The organism is Microbacterium sp. M (genome assembly GCF_045181065.1).
GTDB lineage: Bacteria > Actinomycetota > Actinomycetes > Actinomycetales > Microbacteriaceae > Microbacterium.
The window spans coordinates 3527393-3552304 of the sequence record NZ_CP173721.1; the positions used below are offsets into that span (position 1 = coordinate 3527393).

The 24912-nt window shown below is 68.9% G+C and carries 24 protein-coding genes; 18 read left to right on the forward strand and 6 right to left on the reverse strand.

All coding sequences use genetic code 11. The features are described 5' to 3' along the window. Positions 1-96: 96 nt before the first annotated feature. Both ACI7YT_RS17125 and ACI7YT_RS17130 read left to right on the forward strand, forming a co-directional pair. On the forward strand, positions 97-1101 hold the full coding sequence (locus ACI7YT_RS17125; protein ID WP_406247221.1) for a LacI family DNA-binding transcriptional regulator: 1005 nt from the start codon (positions 97-99) through the stop codon (positions 1099-1101). A gap of 79 nt (positions 1102-1180) precedes the next feature. Continuing rightward, the gene (locus ACI7YT_RS17130) at positions 1181-2641 is read left to right on the forward strand and encodes an alanine/glycine:cation symporter family protein (RefSeq protein ID WP_406247223.1); all 1461 of its coding nucleotides are present in this window, start codon (positions 1181-1183) and stop codon (positions 2639-2641) included. Positions 2642-2652: 11 nt separating this feature from the next. Here the strand turns inward: ACI7YT_RS17130 and ACI7YT_RS17135 are convergent, their stop codons facing one another. Further along, entirely contained in the window at positions 2653-2991 is a 339-nt protein-coding gene (locus tag ACI7YT_RS17135) for an ArsR/SmtB family transcription factor (RefSeq protein ID WP_406247225.1), read from the reverse strand. Between the two features lie 83 nt (positions 2992-3074). On the opposite strand from ACI7YT_RS17135, the gene ACI7YT_RS17140 reads away from it, so the two are divergent. The 9 genes from ACI7YT_RS17140 (at position 3075) to ACI7YT_RS17180 (ending at position 13212) form a co-directional block, all read left to right on the forward strand. After that, positions 3075-4382 carry an NAD(P)-binding domain-containing protein gene (locus ACI7YT_RS17140; RefSeq protein WP_406247226.1) on the forward strand — a complete coding sequence of 436 codons (1308 nt, stop codon included), beginning with the start codon at positions 3075-3077 and terminating at the stop codon, positions 4380-4382. Between the two features lie 118 nt (positions 4383-4500). Then, a complete protein-coding gene (gene arsB, locus ACI7YT_RS17145; RefSeq protein WP_406250618.1) occupies positions 4501-5553 on the forward strand; it encodes an ACR3 family arsenite efflux transporter in 1053 nt (350 codons plus the stop codon). Further along, entirely contained in the window at positions 5550-6536 is a 987-nt protein-coding gene (locus tag ACI7YT_RS17150; protein WP_406247227.1) for a metalloregulator ArsR/SmtB family transcription factor, read from the forward strand. The genes arsB and ACI7YT_RS17150 overlap by 4 nt, the downstream gene beginning before the upstream one ends. 26 nt (positions 6537-6562) lie before the next feature. Beyond that, positions 6563-6970: an arsenate reductase ArsC gene (locus ACI7YT_RS17155; protein WP_406247229.1), complete on the forward strand. Its 408-nt coding sequence runs from the start codon at positions 6563-6565 to the stop codon at positions 6968-6970. A gap of 79 nt (positions 6971-7049) precedes the next feature. Further along, positions 7050-8417: a TrkH family potassium uptake protein gene (locus ACI7YT_RS17160; protein ID WP_406247231.1), complete on the forward strand. Its 1368-nt coding sequence runs from the start codon at positions 7050-7052 to the stop codon at positions 8415-8417. Positions 8418-8447: 30 nt separating this feature from the next. Next, positions 8448-9143: a potassium channel family protein gene (locus ACI7YT_RS17165; protein WP_406247233.1), complete on the forward strand. Its 696-nt coding sequence runs from the start codon at positions 8448-8450 to the stop codon at positions 9141-9143. An 80-nt stretch (positions 9144-9223) separates the two neighbouring features. Next, positions 9224-10525: a Na+/H+ antiporter NhaA gene (nhaA, locus tag ACI7YT_RS17170; RefSeq protein WP_406247235.1), complete on the forward strand. Its 1302-nt coding sequence runs from the start codon at positions 9224-9226 to the stop codon at positions 10523-10525. A gap of 114 nt (positions 10526-10639) precedes the next feature. Then, on the forward strand, positions 10640-11557 hold the full coding sequence (locus tag ACI7YT_RS17175; RefSeq protein WP_406247237.1) for an ATP-binding cassette domain-containing protein: 918 nt from the start codon (positions 10640-10642) through the stop codon (positions 11555-11557). Continuing rightward, positions 11554-13212, forward strand: coding sequence for an ABC transporter permease (locus tag ACI7YT_RS17180; RefSeq protein WP_406247239.1), 1659 nt, complete (start codon positions 11554-11556; stop codon positions 13210-13212). The genes ACI7YT_RS17175 and ACI7YT_RS17180 overlap by 4 nt, the downstream gene beginning before the upstream one ends. A gap of 117 nt (positions 13213-13329) precedes the next feature. Here the strand turns inward: ACI7YT_RS17180 and ACI7YT_RS17185 are convergent, their stop codons facing one another. Next, the gene (locus tag ACI7YT_RS17185; RefSeq protein ID WP_406247240.1) at positions 13330-13845 is read right to left on the reverse strand and encodes a flavin reductase family protein; all 516 of its coding nucleotides are present in this window, start codon (positions 13843-13845) and stop codon (positions 13330-13332) included. Further along, positions 13842-14168: a ferredoxin gene (gene fdxA, locus ACI7YT_RS17190; RefSeq protein ID WP_406247241.1), complete on the reverse strand. Its 327-nt coding sequence runs from the start codon at positions 14166-14168 to the stop codon at positions 13842-13844. The genes ACI7YT_RS17185 and fdxA overlap by 4 nt, the downstream gene beginning before the upstream one ends. Before the next feature lie 71 nt (positions 14169-14239). Here fdxA and soxR point away from each other — a divergent pair, with 71 nt between their 5' ends. Next, entirely contained in the window at positions 14240-14710 is a 471-nt protein-coding gene (gene soxR / locus ACI7YT_RS17195; RefSeq protein ID WP_406247242.1) for a redox-sensitive transcriptional activator SoxR, read from the forward strand. 1 nt (position 14711) lies between these two features. On the opposite strand, the gene ACI7YT_RS17200 is transcribed toward soxR, so the two are convergent. Beyond that, a complete protein-coding gene (locus tag ACI7YT_RS17200; RefSeq protein WP_406247243.1) occupies positions 14712-16217 on the reverse strand; it encodes a SulP family inorganic anion transporter in 1506 nt (501 codons plus the stop codon). A 92-nt stretch (positions 16218-16309) separates the two neighbouring features. Here ACI7YT_RS17200 and ACI7YT_RS17205 point away from each other — a divergent pair, with 92 nt between their 5' ends. The 6 genes from ACI7YT_RS17205 (at position 16310) to ACI7YT_RS17230 (ending at position 21507) form a co-directional block, all read left to right on the forward strand. Further along, positions 16310-16672: a MerR family transcriptional regulator gene (locus ACI7YT_RS17205; protein ID WP_406247245.1), complete on the forward strand. Its 363-nt coding sequence runs from the start codon at positions 16310-16312 to the stop codon at positions 16670-16672. A 95-nt stretch (positions 16673-16767) separates the two neighbouring features. Beyond that, entirely contained in the window at positions 16768-17982 is a 1215-nt protein-coding gene (locus ACI7YT_RS17210; RefSeq protein WP_406247247.1) for a metallophosphoesterase, read from the forward strand. A gap of 196 nt (positions 17983-18178) precedes the next feature. After that, entirely contained in the window at positions 18179-18850 is a 672-nt protein-coding gene (locus tag ACI7YT_RS17215) for a DUF2306 domain-containing protein (protein WP_406247249.1), read from the forward strand. A gap of 10 nt (positions 18851-18860) precedes the next feature. Further along, positions 18861-19958, forward strand: a complete 1098-nt coding sequence (locus ACI7YT_RS17220) for a histidine kinase (protein WP_406247251.1) — start codon at positions 18861-18863, stop codon at positions 19956-19958. Then, the gene (locus ACI7YT_RS17225; protein ID WP_406247253.1) at positions 19955-20599 is read left to right on the forward strand and encodes a response regulator; all 645 of its coding nucleotides are present in this window, start codon (positions 19955-19957) and stop codon (positions 20597-20599) included. Before ACI7YT_RS17220 ends, ACI7YT_RS17225 begins: the two co-directional genes overlap by 4 nt. Continuing rightward, a complete protein-coding gene (locus ACI7YT_RS17230) occupies positions 20596-21507 on the forward strand; it encodes an NAD(P)-dependent alcohol dehydrogenase (protein ID WP_406247254.1) in 912 nt (303 codons plus the stop codon). Before ACI7YT_RS17225 ends, ACI7YT_RS17230 begins: the two co-directional genes overlap by 4 nt. 132 nt (positions 21508-21639) lie before the next feature. Here ACI7YT_RS17230 and ACI7YT_RS17235 read toward each other — a convergent pair whose 3' ends face one another. Both ACI7YT_RS17235 and ACI7YT_RS17240 read right to left on the reverse strand, forming a co-directional pair. Further along, positions 21640-23859: a glycoside hydrolase family 3 N-terminal domain-containing protein gene (locus ACI7YT_RS17235; protein ID WP_406247256.1), complete on the reverse strand. Its 2220-nt coding sequence runs from the start codon at positions 23857-23859 to the stop codon at positions 21640-21642. Beyond that, positions 23856-24911: an ABC transporter permease gene (locus ACI7YT_RS17240; protein WP_406247258.1), complete on the reverse strand. Its 1056-nt coding sequence runs from the start codon at positions 24909-24911 to the stop codon at positions 23856-23858. The genes ACI7YT_RS17235 and ACI7YT_RS17240 overlap by 4 nt, the downstream gene beginning before the upstream one ends. Position 24912: the final 1 nt, after the last annotated feature.

Sequence of the window (24912 nt, forward strand, 5' to 3'; positions counted from 1 at the left end):
ACCCGTGGAACTTTTCCTGCGGGGTGAGACGTACTCATACGACGTCCGTCTCACCCTGCAGGGCAGGTCTCGCGACACAGAACGAGAGAATGCACGATGACGAGCATCGATGAGGTCGCCAAGCTGGCCGGAGTCTCCACGGCCACGGTCTCGCGCGCACTGAGCGGCCGCGGCCACGTCTCCGCCGCATCCCGCGAGCGCGTGCTGTCGGCGGCGAACAAGCTCGGTTACGTCGTGTCCTCCCGCGCGTCGTCGCTGGCCTCGGGGCGCACCCGCAACGTCGGCGTGGTCGTGCCGTTCCTGGACCGCTGGTTCTTCAGCACCGTGCTGTCCGGCGTCTCCAGCGCCCTCATGCGGCACGGGTACGACATCACGCTCTACAACATCACCGCCGACCGCGACGTGCGTCGAGAGGTCTTCGCGACGGCGCTGCGCCGCCAGCGCGTCGACGCGATCATCGCTGTCTCGATCGAGCTCGACGAGGATGAGACCAGCCAGCTGCTCGCCCTCGGCCTGCCCGTCATCGCCATCGGCGGACCCAACCCTCGTCTGGACACGCTCACGGTCGACGACGTCGCGGTCGCGGAGCTCGCGACCCGGCACCTGCTGAGCCTCGGGCACACCGACATCGCGCACATCGGCGCCAACCCGGAGTTCGACCTCGACTTCCACATCCCCACCCAGCGCCGGCAGGGGTTCGAGAAGGCGCTGGCGGATGCCGGCATCCCCCTGAACCCGGCCTACCTGGAGCCCGCCGACTTCACGGTCGAGGGCGGGTACCGCGCCGCCAAGCAGCTGCTCGGACGCCCCGGTCCTCGCCCGACGGCGGTGTTCGCAGCATCCGATGAGATGGCGATCGGAGCCCTCCTGGCCGCCCGCGACCTGGGGTTCCGCGTGCCGGGCGACCTCTCGATCGTCGGCATCGACGGTCACGAGCTCGGCGAATTCTTCCGTCTGACGACCGTCGATCAGTTCCCGATCGGCCAGGGCGAGCTCGCGGCCTCCGCCGTGCTCGCCAAGCTCGAGGATGCCGCCCCCACGGCATCCCACGGCGAACTGCCGTACGAGCTGATCGTCCGGGGGACGACCGCTCGGATCTGACGCGCGGCGTTCGCCTCGACATCCGCGGTTCCGGCACGGGCTCTGGTGACTGCGGCACCCGGGCCGCCATACTGGGCCGATGGACGCGCTCAACGATTTCGTGCTCGATGCCGGCGACAAGCTCTGGACCTGGATCGTGCTCCCCGTCCTCGTCGTCCTCGGCGTCTACTTCACGCTGCGCTCCGGCGTCGTGCAGTTCCGGATGATCCCGGAGATGTTCCGGACGCTCACCGACAGGACCCCGCGCGACGAGAACGGCGAACCCCAGTCGGTCTCGGCGTTCCAGGCGTTCACGATCTCGGCGGCGTCGCGCGTCGGCGTCGGCAACATCGCAGGCGTCGGCACCGCGATCGCGGTCGGCGGCCCCGGTGCCATCTTCTGGATGTGGACCATGGCCTTCGTCGGCGGCGCGTCGAGCTTCATCGAGTCGACACTCGGGCAGACGTACAAGGTGCGCGACAAGGACGGCTTCCGCGGCGGCCCGGCGTACTACATGCAGCACGGGCTGAAGGCACGATGGATGGGCATCCTGTTCGCCGTCATCCTCATCGTGTGCTTCCCTTTCGCCTTCAGCTCCCTGCAGGCCAACACGATCAGCGCGACGGTGTCGTCGAGCTTCGGCGGCGAGGTCGACTGGATCCCCTGGGTCGTCGGCATCGCCCTCGCCGTCCTCACCGCACTCGTCGTGTTCGGCGGCGTCCGCCGCATCGCGAGCGTGACGCAGGCCGTCGTCCCGGCGATGGCGCTGCTCTACCTGCTCGTCGGGCTCATCATCGTCGGCATGAACATCGAGCGCCTTCCCGAGGTGTTCGCGTCGATCTACACGACGGCCTTCGGATTCAACGAAGTGGTCGGCGCCACGCTGGGCATCATCATCATGACCGGCGTGAAGCGCGGCATGTTCTCGAACGAGGCCGGTCTCGGCTCGGCCCCGAACGCAGGTGCGACCGCGGCGGTCACTCACCCGGTCAAGCAGGGTCTCGTGCAGACGCTCGGCGTCTACTTCGACACGTTCCTGGTGTGCTCGATCACGGCGTTCATCATCCTCGTCTCGACTCCGGACCTCGCGAATGCACAGAAGGGCATCGAGCTCACCCAGAACGCGATCGTCAGCAACCTCGGCTCCTGGTCGAACGTGCTGCTGAGCATCATCATCTTCCTGCTCGCGTTCAGTTCGATCCTCGGCAACTACTACTACGGCGAATCGAACATCGAGTTCATCACGACGAGTCGCACCGCACTCACCACGTATCGTTCCCTCGTCGTCGTCGTGATCTTCGTCGGCTCGATCGCCTCCGCCGACCTCATCTGGAACACCGCCGACGGCATCATGGGGCTGATGGCGCTCGTGAACCTCGTGGCCATCGCTCTGCTCTCCGGCGTCGCCTTCAAGCTCTTGAAGGACTATTCGCAGCAGCGAAAGGCCGGCTTGGACCCCGTCTTCACCAGAGCCAGGATGCCGGAGGTCACCGGCATCCAGTGCTGGGAGGACGAGCTGTCGGTGACGGGCCCGATCGATCTGCCGGTGAAGCGGCGCTGAGGAGGCGCGGCTCAGGCGCGCAACGCGTCGGCCGCGGCATCCAGTGCGGGCTGAACGAGCCGGAAGTAGGCCCATCTGCCACGTTGCTCCCTGGTCACGAGGCCGGCGTCGGCGAGCAGTTTCATGTGGTGCGAGACCGTCCCCTGCGACAGGCCGACGGGCTCGATCAGATCGCAGATGCACGCCTCGCCGCCGTCGCCCGCGGCGATCAGCGACAGCAGGCGCACACGCGTGGGGTCGCCCAGCGCCTTGAAGACGCGAGCGACCTCCGTCGCCTCGTCGACCGACAGCACATCGGCGACGCGCGGCATGCAGCAAGTGCCGGCTTCGATCGTCACGGGGAGCGTCATACCCCCAGTCTGCCACGTATTGACATTCTTCGATAGGTGCGCGACAGTCGTCATATTGACGTTTCTCGATCCGAGGAGATGTGATGTCCGAGTTGCCCGTCGCCATCGTCGGAGCAGGCCCGCAGGGCCTCGCCGCCGCCGCACACCTGACCGAGCGAGGCATCCTCGTCACGGTCATCGAACGCGGGAGCACACCGGCCGCCGCCGTCTCCGAGTGGGGTCACGTCCGCCTGTTCTCGGCATGGCCAGAGCTGACGGATGCCGCGGCACGGCGCCTGCTCGAACCGACCGGTTGGAGCGCACCGGCCTCGGGCTATCCGACCGGCGCCGAGTGGGTGAGCGAATACCTCGCGCCGCTCGCCGATGCTCTCGGCGAGCACATCGCCTACGGCGCGACCGTGACCGGAATCTCGCGTCAGGGTCGCGACAAGGTCGTCGACGGCGGCCGCCGCAGCCAGCCGTTCGTGTTGCACATCCGTCACACCGACGGCAGCGAGAGCCGACTGATCGCCCGGGCTGTGATCGACGCGAGCGGCACGTGGAGCCTCCCGAGTCCCGCTGGCGCCGATGGCTTCCCCGCACTCGGTGAGGCCGCGGCATCCGAGCGGATCTCGTACCGCATCCCCGACGACGTGTCCGAGTTCGCCGGCGCCCACGTCGCGGTCGTCGGCGCCGGCCACTCCGCGGCGCACGCCGTGCTCCGGCTGGGCGAACTGGCCAGGCGGTCACCGGGCACTCGCGTCACATGGCTGCTGCGCCGCGGCAGCGCGACGAACGTCTTCGGCGGCGGGGCCGCAGACGAGCTTCCGGAGCGCGCGGCACTCGGCTCCCGCGCCCGCACCATGGTCGACGAGGGTCTCGTGAACCTGGTGACCGGATTCCGCGTCGCCGAGTTCCGCGCAGTCGGCAACGGCCTGACGATCGTCGGCGAGGACGGGCGCGACGTCGCAGAGGTGTCGCACGTGTTCGCGCTCACCGGTTTCCGCCCCGACACGCAGATGCTGCGGGAACTGCGCATCGATCTCGACCCCGCACTGGAGGCGGTCGCCGGAATCGCCTCCGAGATCGATCCCGACATCCACTCCTGCGGATCCGTCTCGGCGACCGGCGCGCGCGAGCTCGCCCAGCCCGAGCAGGGCTTGTTCATCACCGGGGTGAAGTCCTACGGACGCGCGCCGACCTTCCTCGCGTTGACGGGATACGAGCAGGTGCGCAGCATCGCGGCGCACCTCGCGGGCGACCACGAGGCGGCCGCCCGCAGCGAACTCGTCCTGCCCAAAACGGGCGTGTGCGGCGGCGCCGGCGACTTCGGCGATGGCGGATGCTGTGCCGCACCTGCAACCCCGTCGTTGCAGACCGAGGGGCGCCCCCTGCTGGGCATGCTGTCCTGACCTCGCCGCCGGGCCGACCGCGCTTGTCACCTGTATCGAGATCTGTCAATATAGAGGCAGATCGATACAGGAGGCCCGCGTGACCACCACCGTACCCGCCGCACCAGCGACCAGGAAGCTGTCGACGCTCGACCGCTGGCTGCCGCTGTGGATCGGACTGGCGATGGTCGCCGGTCTCCTGCTGGCCCGCTTCGTCCCCGGGCTCTCGGCGCTCCTGGCCGCCCTCGAGATCGGCGGTATCTCGATCCCGATCGCCATCGGGCTGCTCGTGATGATGTATCCGGTGCTCGCGAAGGTCCGCTACGACAAGGTCGCCGCCGTCGCCGGCGACAAGAGACTCCTTATCTCGTCGCTGGTGCTGAACTGGCTCGTCGGACCAGCGCTGATGTTCACGCTCGCGTGGACGTTCCTGCCAGACCTGCCCGAGTACCGCACCGGGCTCATCATCGTCGGACTCGCACGCTGCATCGCCATGGTCGTCATCTGGAACGACCTCGCGTGCGGCGACCGGGAGGCCGCGGCGGTGCTCGTCGCGATCAACTCCGTCTTCCAGGTGATCGCGTTCTCGCTGCTCGGCTGGTTCTACCTCACGGTCCTCCCCGGCTGGCTGGGCCTGGATACTCAGGGGCTCGAGATCTCGGTCTGGCAGATCGCCCTCAACGTGCTGATCTTTCTCGGCATCCCTCTGGTCGCGGGATTCGCCTCGCGCTACCTTGGCGAGCGCCGCAAGGGTCGCGAATGGTACGAGGAGGCCTTCCTCCCCCGTGTCGGACCGTGGGCACTGTACGGCCTGCTGTTCACGATCGTGCTGCTGTTCGCACTGCAGGGAGACCAGATCGCGCAGCACCCGTGGGATGTGGTCCGCATCGCGGTGCCGCTGCTGGCCTACTTCGCCATCATGTGGTTCGCCGGACTCCTGACCGGCAGGGCGCTCGGGCTCGGCTACGCGCGCTCAACGACACTGGCGTTCACCGCCGCGGGCAACAACTTCGAGCTCGCGATCGCCGTCGCGATCGGAACGTTCGGCGCGACCTCTGGTGAGGCGCTGGCCGGCGTCGTCGGTCCCCTCATCGAGGTGCCCGTGCTCGTCGGGCTCGTCTACGTCTCGCTCTGGACGGCGAGGCGCTGGTTCCACACCGATCCGTACACCGCAGAGAGGATGCCGAGATGAACGTCGCGCTGACCGTCGAGGACACCTGCAGCCCCGTCACCACCCATGCCATCGGTGCGGATGCCGCGGCATCCGTCGCCTCCACGCTGAAGGCCCTGTCGGATCCACTGCGACTGCGGATGCTGTCGGCCATCGCCTCCGACCCCCGAGGCGAGTCGTGCGTGTGCGATCTCGCCGAACTCGCCGAGGTCTCGCAGCCGACCGTCTCGCATCACCTCAAGGTGCTCAAGGACGTCGACGTGCTGACATCGGAGCGCCGGGGGACCTGGGTCTGGTACAAGATCAACCCGAACCGTCGTGGTGCGGTCACCGCACTTCTGGACTCGTTCGCACCTGCGACCGTGGCACCATGGAGCGACGCCGGTGAAGACTCCGGTCCTCCCGATTACGACGCGCGGATCACGCGCCTGGCGAACGAGCTCTCCGTCGAGGTCCCGGACCTCGATTCGAACATCGTCCTCACGATTGTCCGCGAGTCGTACACGTCGCTCGCCCGCACCGCGCGGGTGCACTCCGCACTCGTCCCGCTGACCGAGCGCTTCGCTCGTCAGCGTCTGGCGGACCTCACCCGCGACCGCGACGCGTCGGTGCCGCAGGTGCTGTTCGTGTGCGTCGCGAACGCCGGGCGGTCGCAGCTCGCCGCAGCGCTGGTGAATCGGATGGCCGGCGGAAGGGTGGTCGCGCGTTCCGCAGGGTCCAGCCCCGCGGACGTCATCCACCCGCACGTGCGCTCGATCCTCGCGGAGATCGAGGGTGAGCTCGCGGCCGAGCGCTTCCCCAAGCCGCTCACCGACGATGCCGTCCGCGCCGCGGACGTCGTCATCACGATGGGATGCGGCGACGTCTGCCCGATCATCCCCGGCGTCCGCTACGACGACTGGGCCGTCGGAGATCCGGCGCTCGCCTCCGCCGAAGGCGTCGCCGCCATCCGCGACGACATCGCGGACCGGGTGCGCGCCCTCGTCGACGATCTCACAGACTGACCCCTTCCCTTCGATCAGGAGAAATGATGACCGAAACCACCACCAAGCCCTCCGTCCTCTTCGTGTGCGTGCACAACGCCGGACGCTCCCAGATGGCCGCCGGGTTCCTGCGCGACATCGCCGGCGACCGCGTCGAGGTGCGCTCGGCCGGATCCATGCCGGCCGATCAGATCAACCCGATCGCCGTCGAGGCCATGGCCGAGCTCGGCATCGACATCACCGCCGAGGCCCCCAAGATCCTCACCACCGAGGCCGTGCAGGCGTCGGATGTCGTGATCACGATGGGATGCGGCGACGCGTGCCCGTTCTTCCCCGGCAAGCGCTACGAGGATTGGAAGCTCGACGACCCGGCCGGTCAGGGCATCGAGTCGGTGCGTCCGATCCGCGACGAGATCCGCGGACGCATACAGGCGCTGGTCGCCGACCTGGTGTGACGGCGGGGTTCAGATCCTCCCGTATGGATCCCGTTAGGACGCCGATCGGGGCCGTAAGGATCGCGTAGTGTGCCCTCTTGTGGTTCACACCGGCATCGCTCAGCGCCCTCACCGGCGGAAGCTGCGGCACCTCGCCCCTGCGCAGGCGATCGCGACCGGCTTCGGCACGGCGATCGCCGTCGGCACCCTGCTGCTGATGCTGCCGATCTCGTCGGCGAAGGGCACCTGGACCGGATTCGTCGACGCGCTGTTCACCTCGACCTCGGCCGTGTGCGTCACCGGCCTCATCACCGTCGACACCGCGACGTACTGGAGCGGATTCGGCAAGGTCGTGATCCTGCTGCTCATCCAGCTCGGCGGGCTCGGCATCATGCTGTTCGCGTCGCTCATCGGTCTCGCGCTGGCGCGCAAGCTGTCTGTGCGCTCGCGGGTCATCGCCGGAACGGAGACGAAGACGACCAGCAGCGGGGACGTCAAGCGCGTCGCCACCGGCATCCTGCTGACGACCCTGACGATCGAGCTCATCGTCGCGGCGCTGCTGTTCGTCCGCTTCCTCACGGCGTACGAGTACGACCTGGGCAAGGCGATCTGGCACGCCGTCTTCCACGCCGTCTCGTCGTTCAACAACGCCGGGTTCGCCCTGTACACCGACAGCCTCATGGGGTTCGTGTCCGACCCGTGGATCTGCCTCCCCATCTGCGCAGCCATCATCCTCGGAGGCCTCGGCTTCCCTGTGCTGCGACAGCTGCGCAAGGAGCTCCGCCGTCCGCTGCACTGGACGATGAACACCCGCATCGTGCTGTGGGCGACGATCACCCTGCTGGTGCTCGGCACGGTGTACGTCGTGGTCATGGAATGGGACAATCCTGCGACTCTCGGCGGTCTCGACCCGGCATCCCGGATCCTGGCCGCCTTCTTCCACGCCGTCCAGGCCCGCACCGCCGGCTTCAACTCGCTCGACGTCGCGCAGATGTACGACGAGACCTGGCTCGGCACGGACGTGCTGATGTTCATCGGCGGCGGGCCCGCCGGCACGGCCGGCGGCATCAAGGTCACGACCTTCGCCGTGCTCTTCTTCATCGTCCTCACCGAACTCCGAGGCGGCACGGCCGTGAACGTGTTCGGCAAGCGTCTCTCGCGCGCCGTCCACCGCGAGGCGATCACCGTCGTCATCGTGGCGATCGGCGCCATCATGGCAGGGGTCATCGCGATCCTCGCGATCACGGACCTCGATCTCGATCAGGTGCTGTTCGAGGTCGTCTCCGCGTTCGGCACCGTCGGGATGTCCACGGGCATCACTGCGGGGCTCCCCGTCGCCGGACAGCTCATCCTCGTGGCGCTCATGTTCCTCGGCCGGATCGGGCCGCTGACCCTCGGCTCCGCCCTCGCCCTGCGAGAGCGGGCGACCGCCTACGAACTTCCCAAGGAACGTCCCGCTATCGGCTGACGCCGGCGCACGGACTCGAAAGGATCGCACATGACCAGGTTTCTCTCCTTCGGACAGGATGCCCGCCGCATCGCCGAGGCGGACTCCGTGGCCGTCATCGGCCTCGGCCGCTTCGGAACGTCTCTCGCCCTCGAGCTGATGGACTCCGGCACGGATGTCCTCGGCGTGGACGCAGACGAGTCCGTCGTGCAGTCGCTCAACGGCGCCCTGACCCAGGTGGTGCGGGCTGACTCGACCCGATTGGACGTGCTGGAGCAGCTCGCGATCGGGGACTTCGACCGGGTCGTCGTCGCGATCGGCAGCGACATCACCGCATCGATCCTCACGGCATCCCTGCTGCTGCAGCTGAACGTGCCTGTGATCTGGGCGAAGGCGGTCGACGAGCAGCACGGCGCGGTGCTCGAGCAGCTCGGCGTGCACAAGGTCGTCTATCCCGAGAAGGACATGGGACGCCGCGTCGCGCACCTCGTCCGCGGCGCCGCGGCCGACTACCTCGAGATCGACAAGGGCTACGCGGTCGTCAAGACCGTCGCCCCGCATTTCCTGCACGGCATCACGCTCACGGAGGGCGCCGTCCGCAACACGCACGGCGTCACGATCGCCGCGTACCGCAGCGCGGACGGCGACTGGCGCAACGCACAGGCCGACACCGTCCTCGGTGCCGGCGACGTCGTCCTGGTGGTCGGTCCGACCCGAGAGGTCGAGCGCTTCGCGCAACTGCGCTGAGCGCACCGCCCCGGGTAGACTGGGCTGCGGAGAGTCGGGAAGCCTGGTCGACGGCCCCGTCATCGACCCGAAAGGCGCCCATGTCGCGCACTCCCGCTCGCATCCGCAACATCTTCCCCTCGGCATCCAGAGCGGAATCGATCCGCGTCACCGAGATCCTCCGCAAGGAGACCGTCGGCGGCATCCTGCTGGTCGCCTTCGCCGCGATCGCCCTGATCTGGGCGAATTCCCCGTGGGCGGAATCCTACTTCGCGATCCGCGACTTCGAGATCGGCTACGAGCCGTGGCATCTGGAGCTGTCGTTGGGCGCGTGGGCGGCCGACGGGCTGCTGGCCATCTTCTTCTTCCTCGTCGGCCTCGAGCTCAAGCGCGAGTTCGTCGCCGGCGATCTGCGCTCCCCCAGCACGGCGATCGTGCCGATCGTCGCCGCCATCGGAGGGGTCGCGGTTCCCGCGGTCCTGTACGTCTCGGTCGTCGGAGTCTCCACCACCGAGGCGCAGGGCTGGGCGATTCCGACCGCGACGGACATCGCCTTCGCGGTCGCGGTGCTCGCGATCATCGGCTCGCATCTGCCGAGCGCCCTGCGGATCTTCCTGCTGACGCTCGCCGTCGTCGACGACCTCATCGCGATCGGCATCATCGCGATCTTCTACACCGAGTCGATCGAGTACGTGCCGCTGCTGCTCGCGCTCCTCACGATCGTGGTCTACGGCGCGATCGCACAGCGCTTCCGCCAGCTGTTCCACGTGCGCCCTGGCGCCGCCTGGCTGATTCTGCTGCCGCTCGGTTTCCTCGCGTGGGCGCTGATGCACGCCTCCGGCATCCATGCGACGATCGCCGGCGTCCTGCTCGGCTTCACGATCCCGGTGCTGCACAAGAAGGCCGACCGCTCCGAGGACGCCGGCCCCGGCCTGGCCGAGATCTTCGAACACCGCTTCCGCCCGCTGTCCGCCGGATTCGCCGTGCCGGTGTTCGCGTTCTTCTCGGCCGGCGTCGCGATCGGCGGGCCCGAAGGGTTCGCATCGGCGCTCAGGGATCCCGTGCTGATCGGTGTGGTCATCGGCCTCGTCCTGGGCAAGCCGATCGGCATCACCGCCGCCACATGGCTCATCACCCGCATCCGACGCATCAATCTCGATCCGTCGCTGCGGTGGATCGACATCGCCGGCGTCGGCGTGCTCGCCGGCATCGGATTCACGGTCTCCCTGCTCATCGTGGAGCTCAGCTTCGGCGAGGGCAGCGCGCACTACGACCACGGCAAGGTGGCGGTGCTCTCGGCATCCGTCATCGCGGCCCTGCTGGCCGCCATCGTGCTCGGGCTGCGCAATCGCCGCTACCGCAAGGCGGAGGAGGCCGCGGCCCTGGAGACGACCGAGGGCTGAGCGCCGCGCCACGCGGTACTGGCGCCGCGCCCACCTCGGGAGTAAGTTGACCAACGGAGTGCCGGGAAGTCTGGTCGGCGACGCATCGTCGTCCGTCGAAACTGGAGTGCACCCATGAACACCATCGATATTCAGGGACTCGACAAGTCGTTCGGGTCCGTCAAGGCACTGGATCGCCTCGACCTGACCGTCGCCCCCGGCGAGGTCCGCGGCTTCCTCGGTCCCAACGGCGCCGGCAAGTCGACCACGATCCGCGTGCTGCTGGGTCTGCTGCGCGCGGATGCCGGGACGGCCCGCCTGTTCGGCGGCGATCCGTGGGCGACTCCTGTGTCGCTGCACCGCCGGCTGGCCTACGTCCCCGGGGACGTGGCGCTGTGGCCGAACCTCACCGGCGGAGAGGCGATCGACTACCTGTCGCGACTGCGCGGCAAGCCGGACCAGCGCCGCAAGGCCGAACTGCTCGACCGCTTCGAGCTGGACCCCACCAAGAAGGCGCGCACGTACTCCAAGGGCAATCGACAGAAGGTCGCGCTCGTCGCCGCCTTCGCGAGCGATGCCGAGCTGTTCATCCTCGATGAGCCGACGAGCGGGCTCGACCCGCTGATGGAGGCCGTCTTCACGCAGCACGTGCGCGAGCTGAAGGCCCAGGGCACCTCGATCCTGCTGAGCAGTCACATCCTCAGCGAGGTCGAGAAGGTGTGCGACACCGTCACGATCATCCGTGCCGGACGCGCCGTCGAGTCGGGCACGCTGAGCAGCCTGCGCCGGCTCACCCGGTCGCGCGTGGTCGCCGTGGTTCCGCAGTACGACGGCAGTCTCGACGCGCACGACGGCGTCCACGGCCTGGAAGTCGAGATCGTCGACGGCGGCACGCGCATGAGCTTCGACATCGACGACGCGGCGTCCGGCGACGTGCTCGCTGGCCTCGCCCGCATCGGCGTCACATCGCTGACCGCGACGCCGCCGTCGCTGGAGGATCTGTTCCTGCGGCACTACGGCGACGAGATCGCCGAGAGCGAGCCGGCACGATGAGCACCGCGACCGTGACGCGACGCTCAGTCCGCACGCACGCCGATCCTCCGCTCGCCGGTCTCTGGCAGCTCTGCCGTCACATCGTGCGCCGCGACCGGGCGAGGCTGATCGTGTGGGCGGGCTCCATGACGCTGTTCGCGGTGTACTTCACGTTCGCGCTGACGACCGTGTTCGACGAGGCCGCACTGGCCGCGCGCGCCGCCGTGATGTCGACGCCCAGCGGCATCGTGATGGGCGGCCCTGGATACGGGCTGGACGACTACACGCCGTCCGTGGCGATGGCGAACGAGGGCATCACCTGGCTCGTGCTGTCGCTGGCGATCATGAGCATCCTGCACGTGGTGCGGCACACCCGCGCCGGAGAGGAGAACGGCACCTCCGAGCTGGTTCGTGCGAGCAATGTCGGCCGGCACACCACCGCGGTCGCGGCACTGCTGACCCTCACCGGCCACCTGCTGGTCATCGCGGTGCTCAGTGCGGGCGGAATGATCCTGGTCGGCGACGACGTGCCCGTCGAGGACGCGTTCGCGATGATGTTCGGCTGCGTGCTGGTCGCACTGGTGTTCGGCACGGTCGCGCTGGTGGCATCCCAGATCACGGCGCACTCGCGCGGGGCCACCGGCGTCTCGCTGATGATCTTCGCGCTGGCGTTCGTCGTACGCGCTGCCGGTGACCTGCAGGAGGTCGGCGGTTCGACGCTGTCGTGGTTCTCGCCGATCGCGTGGGCGCAGCAGATGCGCGCTTTCGTCGATCTGCGGTGGTGGCCGTTGGTGCTGCCCGTCCTCGCGACCGTCGTGCTGCTGTTCGGCGCGGCAGCGCTCGCGCGGCAGCGTGACTTCGGCGCCGGGCTCGTCGCCGACCGCCCGGGTCGCGCGGATGCCTCTGGCATGCTGCGCTCGCCGTTCGCGCTCGCCTGGACGCAGCAGCGCGGAGCGATGATCTGGACCGCGCTCGCGATGGGCCTCCTGTGGTACGGCGCCGGCACCATGATGTCGACGCTCAACGACATGGTCGCCGACCTGGTCGACGACAACCCGGTGCTGGCAGCGCTGTTCGGGTCGGACCCCTCGGCGTTCACATCATCCTTCCTCGGCGCGATGGTCGTGTTCATGGCGTTCGCCACCGGCGCCTACGCGGTGGTGATGGCCCAGCGCCCCAAGGCGGAGGAGTCGTCCGGTCGGCTGGAGATCGCACTCTCACGGCCGGTCGGACGTTCGCGTTGGCTGGCCGCGCAGTTGTCGATGGCCGCGATCGGCGCACTCGTGGTGCTCGCCGTCTCGGTGTACGGCATGTGGGCCGGTGCGGCACAGGTCGGGATCGACGAACCCGATCTCGGCGACTTCACCGTGGTGTTCGTCTCGTACTCCGTCGGCGTGCTGGTACTGCTCGCGGTGCCGGCCGCGCTCTACGGATGGGCGCCGCGCGCGACCGGTCTGGGTTGGGCGCTGCTCGCATTCGTCTTCATCGCCGACTTCTTCGGACCGCTGTTCGACCTCCCGGAGTGGGTGCAGGCGATCTCGCCGTTCCACTGGGTTCCTGATGCGTTCGCCGGCGACGTGGAGATGTGGGGCGTGCTCGGTGTCGCCGGGGTATGCGCCGCCCTGTTCGCCCTCGCGTTCTGGGGATTCCGGCGCCGCGACGTGGTGAGCACCTGACTCGAGCGACTCAGATCTCGCAGAACGACGCGGATCTCGCAGGCTTCACGCGGATTCCTGCGAGATCACTGCGATTCTGCGAGATGCGTGCGGCGGCTGTGCGGTGAGAGCTCCGTCTCAGGCGGCGGGAAGCGCGTGGAACCGCCGGTCGAAATAGACGACAGGGCGACCGAGGGGACCGTCCAGGACGTCGAGGACCTCGGCGATCACGACGGTGGACGATCCGACCGGAACCGTGTGCAGCGCGCGGCTGCGCAATGCCGCCCTGGCCGTGGGGAGGTGCGGCTCGCCGGTCTCGAGCACGCGCCAGCCCTGCTCGGGCGTGAAGCGCTCGGCGCCGCTGGTCGCGAACGCCTGAGCGAGCTCGGCGTGCGCGTCGTCGATGAGATGCACGACGAAGGTGTCGGCGGCGAGCAGGGCGCCGGCGCTGCCGGTGGCCCGCGTCACGGAGAACATGATGGCTGCGGGGTCGACCGCCACCGAGGAGACGCTGGATGCCGTGAGGCCCACGGGTCCTGCCTCGACGTTCGCCGTGATGATCGCGACACCGGAGGGGTGGGTGCGGAACGCCTTCTTCAGACCCTCGCCCACGGCGCTGGGCATCGGCGCGGCCGAGGTGAGCTGCGTGCTCATGCGACGCCCTCCTGCGGCGGAAGCGCCGCGATGAGCGGGTGGTCGAACGCGTACGCGCCGACCTTGGCCGCGCCACCCGGCGAGCCGATCTCGGCGAAGAACTCGACGTTCGCCTTGTAGTAGTCGGCCCATTCCTCGGGGACGTCGTCCTCGTAGTAGATCGCCTCCACAGGGCAGACCGGTTCGCAGGCACCGCAATCCACGCACTCGTCCGGGTGGATGTAGAGCGACCGTTCGCCCTCGTAGATGCAGTCCACAGGGCACTCGTCGATGCAGGCACGATCCTTCACGTCCACGCACGGCAGCGCGATCACATAGGTCATCCGGTACCTCTCTCACACTCCCCTCCACCGTAAAACCTCAAGTATGCTTGAGGTCAAATCGAGGAGGTGGCATGAGCGAAGCGACTGCGGCCCACGCGCCGGACGAGCAGCTCACGGTCGGCGAGATGAGCCGGCGAACCGGCGTCGCCGTGTCCGCCCTGCACTTCTACGAGCAACTCGGACTCATCGCGTCCACCCGCACCCCCGGCAATCAGCGGCGCTACGCCAGGCACATGCTGCGTCGGGTGTCGCTCATCACCGTCGCCAAGCGGCTCAGCATCCCGTTGTCCGAAGTGCAGGAGGTCTTCGCCGACGTGCCGATGACCGAGACGCCCAGCCACGAGGACTGGCAGCGCGCGTCGCGGCGCTGGAAGCACGAGCTCGAGCGGCGCCGCGAGGGCATCGAGCGGCTGGAGCGCGAGCTCACCGGCTGCATCGGCTGCGGATGCCTGTCGATGAAGGCGTGCCGGCTGCTCAATCCCGACGACGCGCTCGGGGCATCCGGAACGGGGCCTCGGCGACTCGACGACGAGACCGCCTGATTCACGCCGGCGGGAACCCGCCGGAGAGTCGACCGTGGAACGTCCCGCTCGCCTCGTTGAGCCCCACCAGCTCGACCGACTTCCCGTGCTGCGCGTACTTCGTCTCGATCGCGTCGAGGGCGGCGACCGTCGACGCATCCCACACGTGCGAACGGGACAGATCGATCACGATCCGATCCGGATCCGCGGCGTACTCGAACTGCGTGGTCAGGTCGTTGCTCGATGCGAAGAACAGCTCACCGTCCACGACATAGTGCGCGGCATCCGCATCGACCGTCCGCGTGACCGCGACGACGTGCGCGACCCGGCGCACGAACAGCACCGAGGCGATGAACACGCCGCCGACCACACCGACCGCGAGGTTGTGGGTGAGGAGCACGAGCACGACCGTCGAGATCATGACGAACGTCTCGCTCTTCGGCATCCGCTTCAACGTCGACGGGCGCACACTGTGCCAGTCGAACGCTCCGATCGCGACCATGATCATGACCGCGACGAGGGCGGCCATCGGGATCGTCGCCACGAAATCGCCGAACACGACGACGAGAAGGAACAGGAAGATGCCCGCGAAGAACGTGGAGATGCGCGTGCGCGCACCCGAGGACTTCACGTTGATCATCGTCTGGCCGATCACGGCGCATCCGCCCATGCCGCCGAGGAAGCCGGAGAGCACGTTCGCCGCACCCTGGGCCCAGCTCTCGCGGGTCTTGTCCGAGTGCGTGTCGGTGATCTCATCGACGAGCTTGGCCGTCATGAGGGACTCCATCAGTCCGACGACGGCGACGCCGAGAGCGAAGGGCGCGATGATCGTGAAGGTCTCCCATGTCAGCGGCACGTTCGGCAGGAACAGCGACGGCAGCGTCTCCGGCAGCTCACCCTGGTCGCCGACCGTCGGCACCTGGATCGCGAACACCAGCACCACAGCCGTGACGATGACGACCGAGATGAGCGGCGCGGGGATCACCTTCGTCAGGCGCGGCACGGCGATCATGACGAGGATGCCGAGGACGACGAGCGGATACACCAGCCACGGCACGCCGACCAGGTGCGGGATCTGCGAGCTGAACACGAAGATGGCGAGCGCGTTGACGAACCCGGTCATGACGCTGCGCGGGATGAACCGCATGAGTTTGGCGACGCCGAGCACGCCGAGGAGGATCTGGAAGACGCCGGCGAGGATGATCGTGGCGATGAGGTAGTCCAGGCCGTACGTCGGCGCCACCGGCGCGATCACGAGCGCCACCGCGCCCGTGGCCGCCGTGACCATCGCTGGTCGCCCGCCGAGGAAGGCGATCGAGACGGCCATGATGAACGACGAGAAGAGTCCGACCTTCGGGTCGACGCCGGCGATGACCGAGAACGCGATCGCCTCGGGGATGAGCGCGAGGCCTACGACGAGGCCGGCGAGCACCTCGCGGGTGAGCAGCCGCGGACGCTTCAGCACGGACAGCACCGACGGATCGTCCCGGTAGCGGGTGCGTTCTTCGACTGGGGATGACGCGGACATGGGGCTCCCCGTGGCATGTGAAAGCATGGACCGTCGAGCCGAATGCCCGACGGATCAACCCTAACGCGACGTGAGGGTTAGGAGGAAAGCGGATGCCGGAGACCATGCACATCGGCGAGCTCGCCGACCGCACCGGCATGTCGCTGCGCACGCTCCGCCACTACGACGAGATCGGACTCCTCACCCCCTCCGGCCGCTCGGAAGGCGGGTTCCGCCTGTACACCGACGACGACCTGCGCCGGCTGCTCGTGATCCGTCGCATGAAGCCACTCGGTTATTCGCTGGAGCAGATGGGCGATCTGCTCCGCGTTCTGGATGCCGCCGATGCCGGCGAAACCACCGAAGCACGCACGGTGCTGCAGGACTTCCGGGCCGATGCCGCGGAACGGCGCGACCGGCTGGCCTCGCAGCTCGAGATGGCCGACGAGTTCCTCGAGCAGCTCGACCGGATCTGATCCGGGGCATCCGTTCACCACAGCGACAGCGGGAGGCCACCTGGCCCTCCTAGTCTCACCGCGGCGAGATCCGCCCGAAGACAAGGAGAGCTCGAATGCCCGAACGACTGCCGATCAGCCGGCGAACCGTCCTCACCGCTGGGGCGGTCGGCGCCCTCAGCGCCGCCCTGCCGCTCGGTGCCGCAGCGGCCACCGCGAGCCCGCTGTCTGGCGCTGCGGCTTCCTCGTCCGGCAGTCCGAGCCGGAATGCCCCGAAGCTGCGGTTCCGCGCAGACGGCACGTTCAAAGTCGTGCAGTTCAACGACACCCAGGACGACGAGCGGACCGATCGTCGGACGGTGGAGCTGATGGAGAAGGTGCTCGATCAGGAGAAGCCAGACGCCGTGGTCATCAACGGCGACGTGATCACCGGCGGATGCGAGACGCGCCTGGCCGTCAAGCAGGCGATCAACAACGTCGTGCAGCCGATGGAGTCGCGGAAGATCCCGTGGGCGGTCACGTACGGCAACCACGACGAGGACTCGTTCGCCGCGTCGGGCGTCGACGAGGCGGGAATGCTCGCGATGTACCGCTCGTACGCGTACAACATGAACGCCGAGAACACCGAAGGAGTGACCGGGACCAGCAACACGATCGTGTCGATCGGCTCGGCGGCGAAGAAGAACCGCGACGCGTTCACGCTCTGGCTGATGGACTCGGGTCGTTACGCCCCCGGCGAGATCAACGGTCAGGACTTCGCCGGCTACCCGACCTGGGACTGGCTGCGCATGGATCAGGTCGCGTGGTATCGGGAGCAGTCGCAGCGCCTCGAGCAGCACCGCGGACGCAAGGTGCCAGGGCTCATGTTCCTGCACATCGCCCTGTGGGAGCACCGCTTCATGTGGTGGGGCGGCGTCGACACCCGCACCGCGGCCGATGCGGCGCGTGGCAAGGCACGCCACGGCATCGTCGGCGAGCGCAACGAGGACGAATGCCCCGGTCCGTTCAACTCCGGCATGTACAACGCGATCCTCGAGCGCGGCGACGTGAAGGGCGTGTTCGTGGGACACGACCACATCAACGACTACGTCGGCGACTACTACGGAGTCATGCTCGGCTACGCGCCGGGCACCGGCTTCGGCGCCTACGGGCTCTCCGGCGCCGAGCGCAATCGCATGCGCGGCGGCCGCGTGTTCGAGCTCACCGAGTCGGGGGATGACGTCGCGATCGCGACGCGCGTCGTCTACGCCCGCGACCTCGGCATCGACCTGACCGCGAACGACCAGCCCATGGAGCCGCTGCCCCTCGCCCCGCGTCAGGAGCAGGTCTGACCCGCACTCCGGACGCCGGCACATGATCCGGGTCGGATCCCGGACGCCTCACGCCCTTCTCGCCGTGTCGCCACCGCGACGTGCCGAGCCGGCACCGAGGCGTCCGGGTCCGGCGCACCGCCACCGCCCTCGCCGACCGAAGGTTCTGGCCGATCGGCCGATGCCTCGGATGGCTCCCCGCCGCGACGCTGAGGGCATGACCACCTCCTCCCTCGCGACCCGCGAATCGCGCGGTGTCAGCCGCGACGCGTTCATCGCCACCGGCCTGCTCGCCCTGACTCTCATCCCCTCGGCCGCCGGCGCCTTCCGCGTCGGCGAGATCGCCGCGGGAGCACCGATCACAGCGGCGAACACGCGGTTCATGGAGATGCCGCTGCCCGTCGTCCTGCACATCATCGGCGCGCTCGTGTACTCGGGGATCGGCGCGTTCCAGTTCCTCCCCCGGCTGCGCTCGCGCCACATCGGATGGCACCGCTTCGCCGGCCGATACCTGCTCGTGCCCGCCGGCGTCGCCGTGGCGCTGAGCGGTCTCTGGATGACCGCGTTCTACGACGTCCCGCCGATCGACGGCCTCGGGCTGCAGGTCTCGCGCTATCTCGTCGGCACGCTCATGCTGGCGTTCCTCGTGCTGGGCGTCTGCGCCGTGCTGCGCCACGACATCGGCGCTCATCGAGGCTGGATGATCCGCGCCTACGCGCTCGCCATGGGCGCCGGGACGCAGGTGCTCACGACGGCGCCGTTCGTCGCGCTGTTCGGCCCGCCGGACGAGTTCTGGCGGCTCGTGCAGATGGATGCCGGGTGGCTCATCAACATCGTCGTGGCCGAGGTCATCATCCGCCGCGGACGCGCTCGACAGGCGGTCGCGTAGCATGCGTGGCGTGGACACCCTCAGCGATCCGCGCGCTCCTCGGCGCCGCGATGCCGTGCTCGCGGTCGCGCTCATCGCGCTGGCGATCGCCGAAGGGATGCTGCGACGCGACCTCCCCTGGCCATGGGCGACGGTCGGCGTCACCGTGGTCCTGCTCGCCGGACTCCCGTGGCGGCGCCGTCACCCGCTGATCCTCACGGTGGCCATGGCCGTCGTCACGACCGGCTTCGCGATCATCCAGGCGCTGTCCGGTGTCCCGCAGTCCGGTCTGGGGGCGATGTTCGCGCTGCTGCTCGTGCCGTACGCGCTGTTCCGCTGGGGGACGCGCGTCGAGCGGATCGTCGGCTCGGTCGCACTCGGAATCGGCGTGCTCGTCTCGGCATCCCTCGCCACCGCCCCGGCGGCGGATCGGGCGATCGGTGCCGTCGTCGGCGTGCTGTTCGTCGGCACCGCCTGCCTGACCGGAGCGCTGCGGCGAGAACGGGCGGCGTCTCTGGAGCGCGAGATCGCGATGGCGCGCGTGCAGGAGCGGACCGCCCTGGCGCGCGATCTGCACGACACCGTCGCGCACCATGTCTCCGCGATCGCGATCCGGGCGCAGGCCGCGACCGCTCGCGGCCCGCACAGCGCGGAGGTCGCCGATTCCCTGGCGGTGATCGAGCAGGAGGCGAGCGCCGCGCTCGCTGAGATGCGCACGATCGTGGGAGCCCTCCGCCAACCGGTCGAGTATGCACCGACCAGGGGGCTCGACGACGTCGCGGCTCTCGCGACGAACGGTCCGCCGCCGGTCTCGGTTCGCATCGACGTGGCAGCCGCGCTGCCTCAGCTCGTCGCCCTGACGCTCTACCGCGTCGCACAGGAGGCCGTGACCAACGCGCGACGCCACGCGATCGGCGTGCGTCGCATCGACATCGACGTGCGTGCCGAGGGCGATGCCGTGGTGCTGACGGTCGGCGACGACGGCCGACCGACCGCGACGATGGGCGAGGGCTATGGACTGCGCGGCATGACGGAGCGCGTGGCTCTGCTGGGCGGACAGCTGGAGGCCGGCCCCGGCGCCGACGGCGGATGGATGCTGCGCGTACGGATCCCTCGGGGCACGTCATGATCCGCGTGCTGATCGCCGACGATCAGGAGACGGTGCGCACCGGCCTCCGGCTTCTGCTCGAGACGCTCCCGGACATCGAGGTCGTCGGCGAGGCTCCGGATGGGACGAGCGCCGTCGCCGCCGCCCGAAGGCTGCGCCCCGACGTCGCACTCGTCGACATCCGGATGCCGGGGCTCGACGGCATCCAGGTCACCGAGGTGCTCGCCGGCCCAGGCGTCGACGACCCGATCGCGGTCGTGATCATCACGACGTTCGACCTCGACGAATACGTGCTCGGCGCGCTGCGCGCCGGAGCCAAGGGATTCCTCTTGAAGGATGCCGGTGGCGCGCTCATCGGCGAAGCGATCCGAGCCGCCGCCGATGGCGACTCCCTCGTGTCGCCGCGCGTGACGACGCGGCTCCTGTCCGCCTTCGCGACGCGCCGCCCGACGACCGCCCCGACCGAGCCGCTCACGGCACGAGAGGAGGAGGTGCTCGCGCTGCTGAGCGCAGGCCTCACGAACGCCGAGATCGGCGACCGGATGTTCGTCTCGATGGGGACCGTGAAGGCGCACATCGGCGCAATCCTGCTCAAGCTCGGCGTGCGCAACCGCGTCGAGGCGGCCATGTGGGCGTACGACACCGGTCGGGCGCGGGAATGAGGGCAGTCGTCTGCACGGCCTACGGTGCACCGGACGTGCTGGCCATCCGCGATGTGCCGATGCCGGAGCCGCGAGCCGGCGAGGTCCGCATCCGCACGGTCGCGACGACCGCGCACGTCGGCGATGCCCGCATCCGACGGGCCGACCCCTTCGCGGCCCGCCTCGCGTTCGGCCTGTTCCGCCCACGACGCGACCTGATCCTCGGCTTGGAGTCGGCCGGCGTGGTGGATGCCGTCGGCACCGGAGTCTCGACCTTCGCGGCCGGCGACGAGGTGATGGCCTTCTGCGGCTTCGAACTGGGTGGCAATGCCGAGTACCGCTGCCTGCCGGTGGACAGCCTCGATCCGCAGAAGCGCGGCGCGATCGTGCGCAAACCCGCGTCGCTGAGCTTCGAGGCGGCTGCGGCACTCCCGACCGGAGCGATGACCGCCCTGAAGAACCTGCACAAGGCGGGCCTCAGCGCCGGCCACCGCATTCTCATCAACGGCGCCTCGGGGAGCCTGGGGACCTTTGCGATCCAGCTCGCGAAGCACGTGGGTGCCGAGGTCACCGCGGTCTGCAGCGCACGCAACCGCGACCTGGTCGAGAGCCTCGACGCGGATGCGGTCGTCGACTACGGCACCGAGGATTTCACGCGCCTCGGTCCGCGCTTCGACGTCGTCTACGACGCGGTGATGACGTCGTCCCCGCGTGCGTGCCGCGGCCTGCTGCGGCCGGGCGGCGTGCACGTGCGCAACGCGGGGCTGTCGCGTATCACGCGCGACGATCTGCAGCACGTCGCCGATCTCGCCGGTCGGGGCGTGCTGCGACCGGTGATCGACCGCGTCCTGCCGCTCGACGAGGTCGTCGAGGCACACCGCCACGTCGACACCGGCCGCAAGCGCGGTCATGTCATCCTGACGCTGTGAGGTGGCGTCCCGACCCGCCGCCCGGCCCCTTCCGCCCGGCAGACCCCGTCTTAGTGGCGAGACCTCTCCGTATTCGTGCGAATACGGAGAGGTCTCGCCATTCACGAGAGGTCTCGAGGGAGAGGGCGGGTCTCACACCAGGACGAAGGGTGCTTTCAGCAGCGTCTCCCCGCGGGACGACGGCCCGACGAGCAGGCTGAACTCGCCGGCTTCGACGATCCGATCGCCCGCGGCATCCACGATCGTGCAGTCCGCGACCGGGATCTCGATCCGCACGCGCTGGGCTTCCCCCGGCTCGAGATCGACCTGACGGTACGCCTTCAGTTCGCGGTCGGCCCAGCTGACCGACGTGACCTCGTCGCGGACGTAGACCTGCACGGTCTCGCGCACCGGACGCTCCCCCGTGTTCGTCACGGTGACCTCGGCGTTCACGACGTCGCCGTCGACGGAGGCGGACAGATCGGCATACGAAACGGTCGTGTACGACAGCCCGTCGCCGAACGCCCAGACCGGGGCCTGGGTCAGGTCGGCGTAGCGGTGACCGTGCTGACCGCGGATCTGGTTGTAGTACGTCGGCTGCTGCCCGGCATGCCGTGCGAACGAGATGGGCAGGCGCCCAGACGGCTCGATCGCCCCCGTGATCAGCTCGGCGAGCGCGCGCCCGCCCTGCATCCCCGGATTCGCCGCCCAGATCACGGCCGCAGCCTGCGACACGGATGCCGGCAGCACGAGCGGCTTCGACGCCAGCAGCACCACGATCACCGGCTTCCCGGACGCGATGAGTGCGTCCAGCAGCGCGTTCTGACCGCCGACCAATTCGAGCGTCGCGGTGGAGCGGCCCTCGCCGTACAGTTCGACACGGTCCCCGACGACGGCGACGACGACGTCGGATGCCGCGGCGATCGCCGTCGCTTCGGCGATCTGCTCGACATCCGGGGCCGCCGGGGTGAACCTCCGGTCCCACGGCACGGGATTCAGCGCGTCTGCGGGGCTTTCGAACGCGATGATGTCGGCACCTCGCGCCGCACTCACCGACCAGCCGTCGACGGCGCGGAGTCCGTCGAGCACCGTGGTGATCATCTCGCGCGGCTGCTCGTCGAGCCAACCGGCCTGACCGGACCCGCCCGCCCAGTCGCCGAGTTGCTCCTGCGCGTCATCGGCCAGCGGTCCGACGACCGCCACGCGCAGCGGCGCAGCCGGCCGAAGAGGGAGCGTTCCGTCGTTCTCGAGCAGCACGATCGACCGCCGGGCGACCTCGAGGTTGAGCTCGGCGTGCGCGGCGCTGCCGACGACGGCATCCACATCCTCACCGGGCAGTCGAGGGTCCTCGAACAGTCCGAGCTCGAACTTCAGGGTGAGGATGCGGGCGACGGCCGCGTCGAAGGCGTCGTCCGTCAGAAGACCCTTCGCGACGGCATCCAGAGCCCCCTCGAAGAAGTCGGGCGTGTTCATCACCATGTCGTTGCCCGCCCGCACCGCAGCGGCGGCGGCGTGCGTGTAGTCGGGCTGCACATGCTGCTCCCACACCATGCGACCGACGTTGTCCCAGTCCGTGATGAGCGTGCCGGTGTATCCCCACTCGCCGCGCAGGACGTCGCTGAGCAGCCAGTCGTTCACGGTGATCGGCACGCCGTCCGTCGACTGATAGCCGAGCATGAAGGTGCGGCATCCCTCACGGGCGACGCGCTCGAACGGCGGCAGGAACCAGCTGCGCAGCTTCCGCCGCGAGATGTCGGCCTCGGAGGCATCCCTCCCGCCCTGCGTCTCGGAGTATCCGGCGAAGTGCTTGGCCGTCGCGAGGATCGCGGTCGGGTCGTCGAGCCCGTCGCCCTGGTAGCCGCGCACCATGGCGCTGGCGAGCTCGCCGATGAGGAACGGGTCCTCGCCGAAGGTCTCGTTCACACGCCCCCAGCGCAGGTCGCGGGCGATGCAGAGCACGGGCGAGAAGGTCCAGTGGATGCCCGTGACAGCGACCTCCTGGGCGGTCGCCCGTGCGACCTTCTCGACGAGCTCGGCATCCCAGGAGGCCGCCATCCCGAGCTGGGTCGGATAGATCGTCGCCCCAGGCCAGAACGAGTGGCCGTGTATGCAGTCCTCCCCGACGATCAGCGGGATGCCGAGGCGCGTCTCGAGGGTCAGTTCACGCGCCCGGATGATTCGTTCGGGCGAGGTGTGCAGGATCGAGCCGACATGACGGCGCAGGATGTGGTCGTCGAGGTCGTCGCGGGCATCCAGCTGCAGCATCTGGCCGACCTTCTCCTCCACCGTCATGCGGCTGAGGAGATCGGCGACGCGGTCTGCGACGGAGAGAGAGGGATCGAGGTACGGGAGGGTCTGAGTCTGCAGCGTCATTTCTTCTTGTTCGTTTCGGTCGTCTCGGCGACGGGTCGGACGGCCGTGACGGCGTCGTTGACGTTCAGCCCCTTCTTCTTCATGGCGCGGGCCCGCTCGCCCGCGGAGCGCAGCCGCGGGTTGACGTACTCGTCGATGCCGAAGTTGATCAGCGCGAGCGCGACGCCGATGAACGCGATGCAGAGGCCAGGGGGAAGGTACCACCACCACTGGTTCTGTCGGAACGCACCCTGCGCGGACGCCCAGTTCAGGATCGTCCCCCAGTTGTAGGTCGTGACGGGGATCACGCCGATGTACGACAGCGTCGTGAGCGCGAGGATGGCCGCGGTCACCGTCCCGACGAAGCTCGCCGCGATCAGCGCCATGAGGTTGGGCAGCATCTCGACCGTGATGATGCGGTGCAGCGGCTCGCCGTTGGCACGTGCGGCCTGGATGAAGTCGCGGTTGCGCAGCGACATCGTCTGCGCCCGCAGCACGCGCGCTCCCCAGGCCCATCCGGTGAGGCCGAGCACGGCGGCGATCACCCACAGCGGCGGCTCCTCGAACATCGCGGCGACGATGATGATGAGCGGCAGGCCCGGAATGACGAGGAAGACGTTCGTCATCGCCGACAGCGACTCGCTCTTCCAGCCCCGGATGTACCCGGCGATCACGCCGACGGTGATGGCGATGACGGTCGCGATCGCCGCGGCGAGGAAGCCGACGACGATCACGCCGCGCGTGCCGTGGATGACCTGGCTGAGCACGTCCTCGCCGATGTGGGTCGTCCCCAGCCAGTGATCGGCGGAGGGCGGTTCGAACCGGCGGGTGTTGTCGACCTGGGTCGGCGAATACGGCGCCAGCACATCGGCGAAGATCGCGATCAGGACGAAGAACGCCAGGATGGCGAGGCCGGCGAGTGACTTGCCGTTGCGGAACATCGCGAACGCGGAGGCGACCTTCGACCAGAACGAGTCGGAGTGGTCGGCGGACGGCGCGGCTGTGCGCACGGCGTACGTGTCCGGGGCAGCCGTCTCGGCCGCGGGACTGCGGGTGGGGGTCGGTGCGTTCATG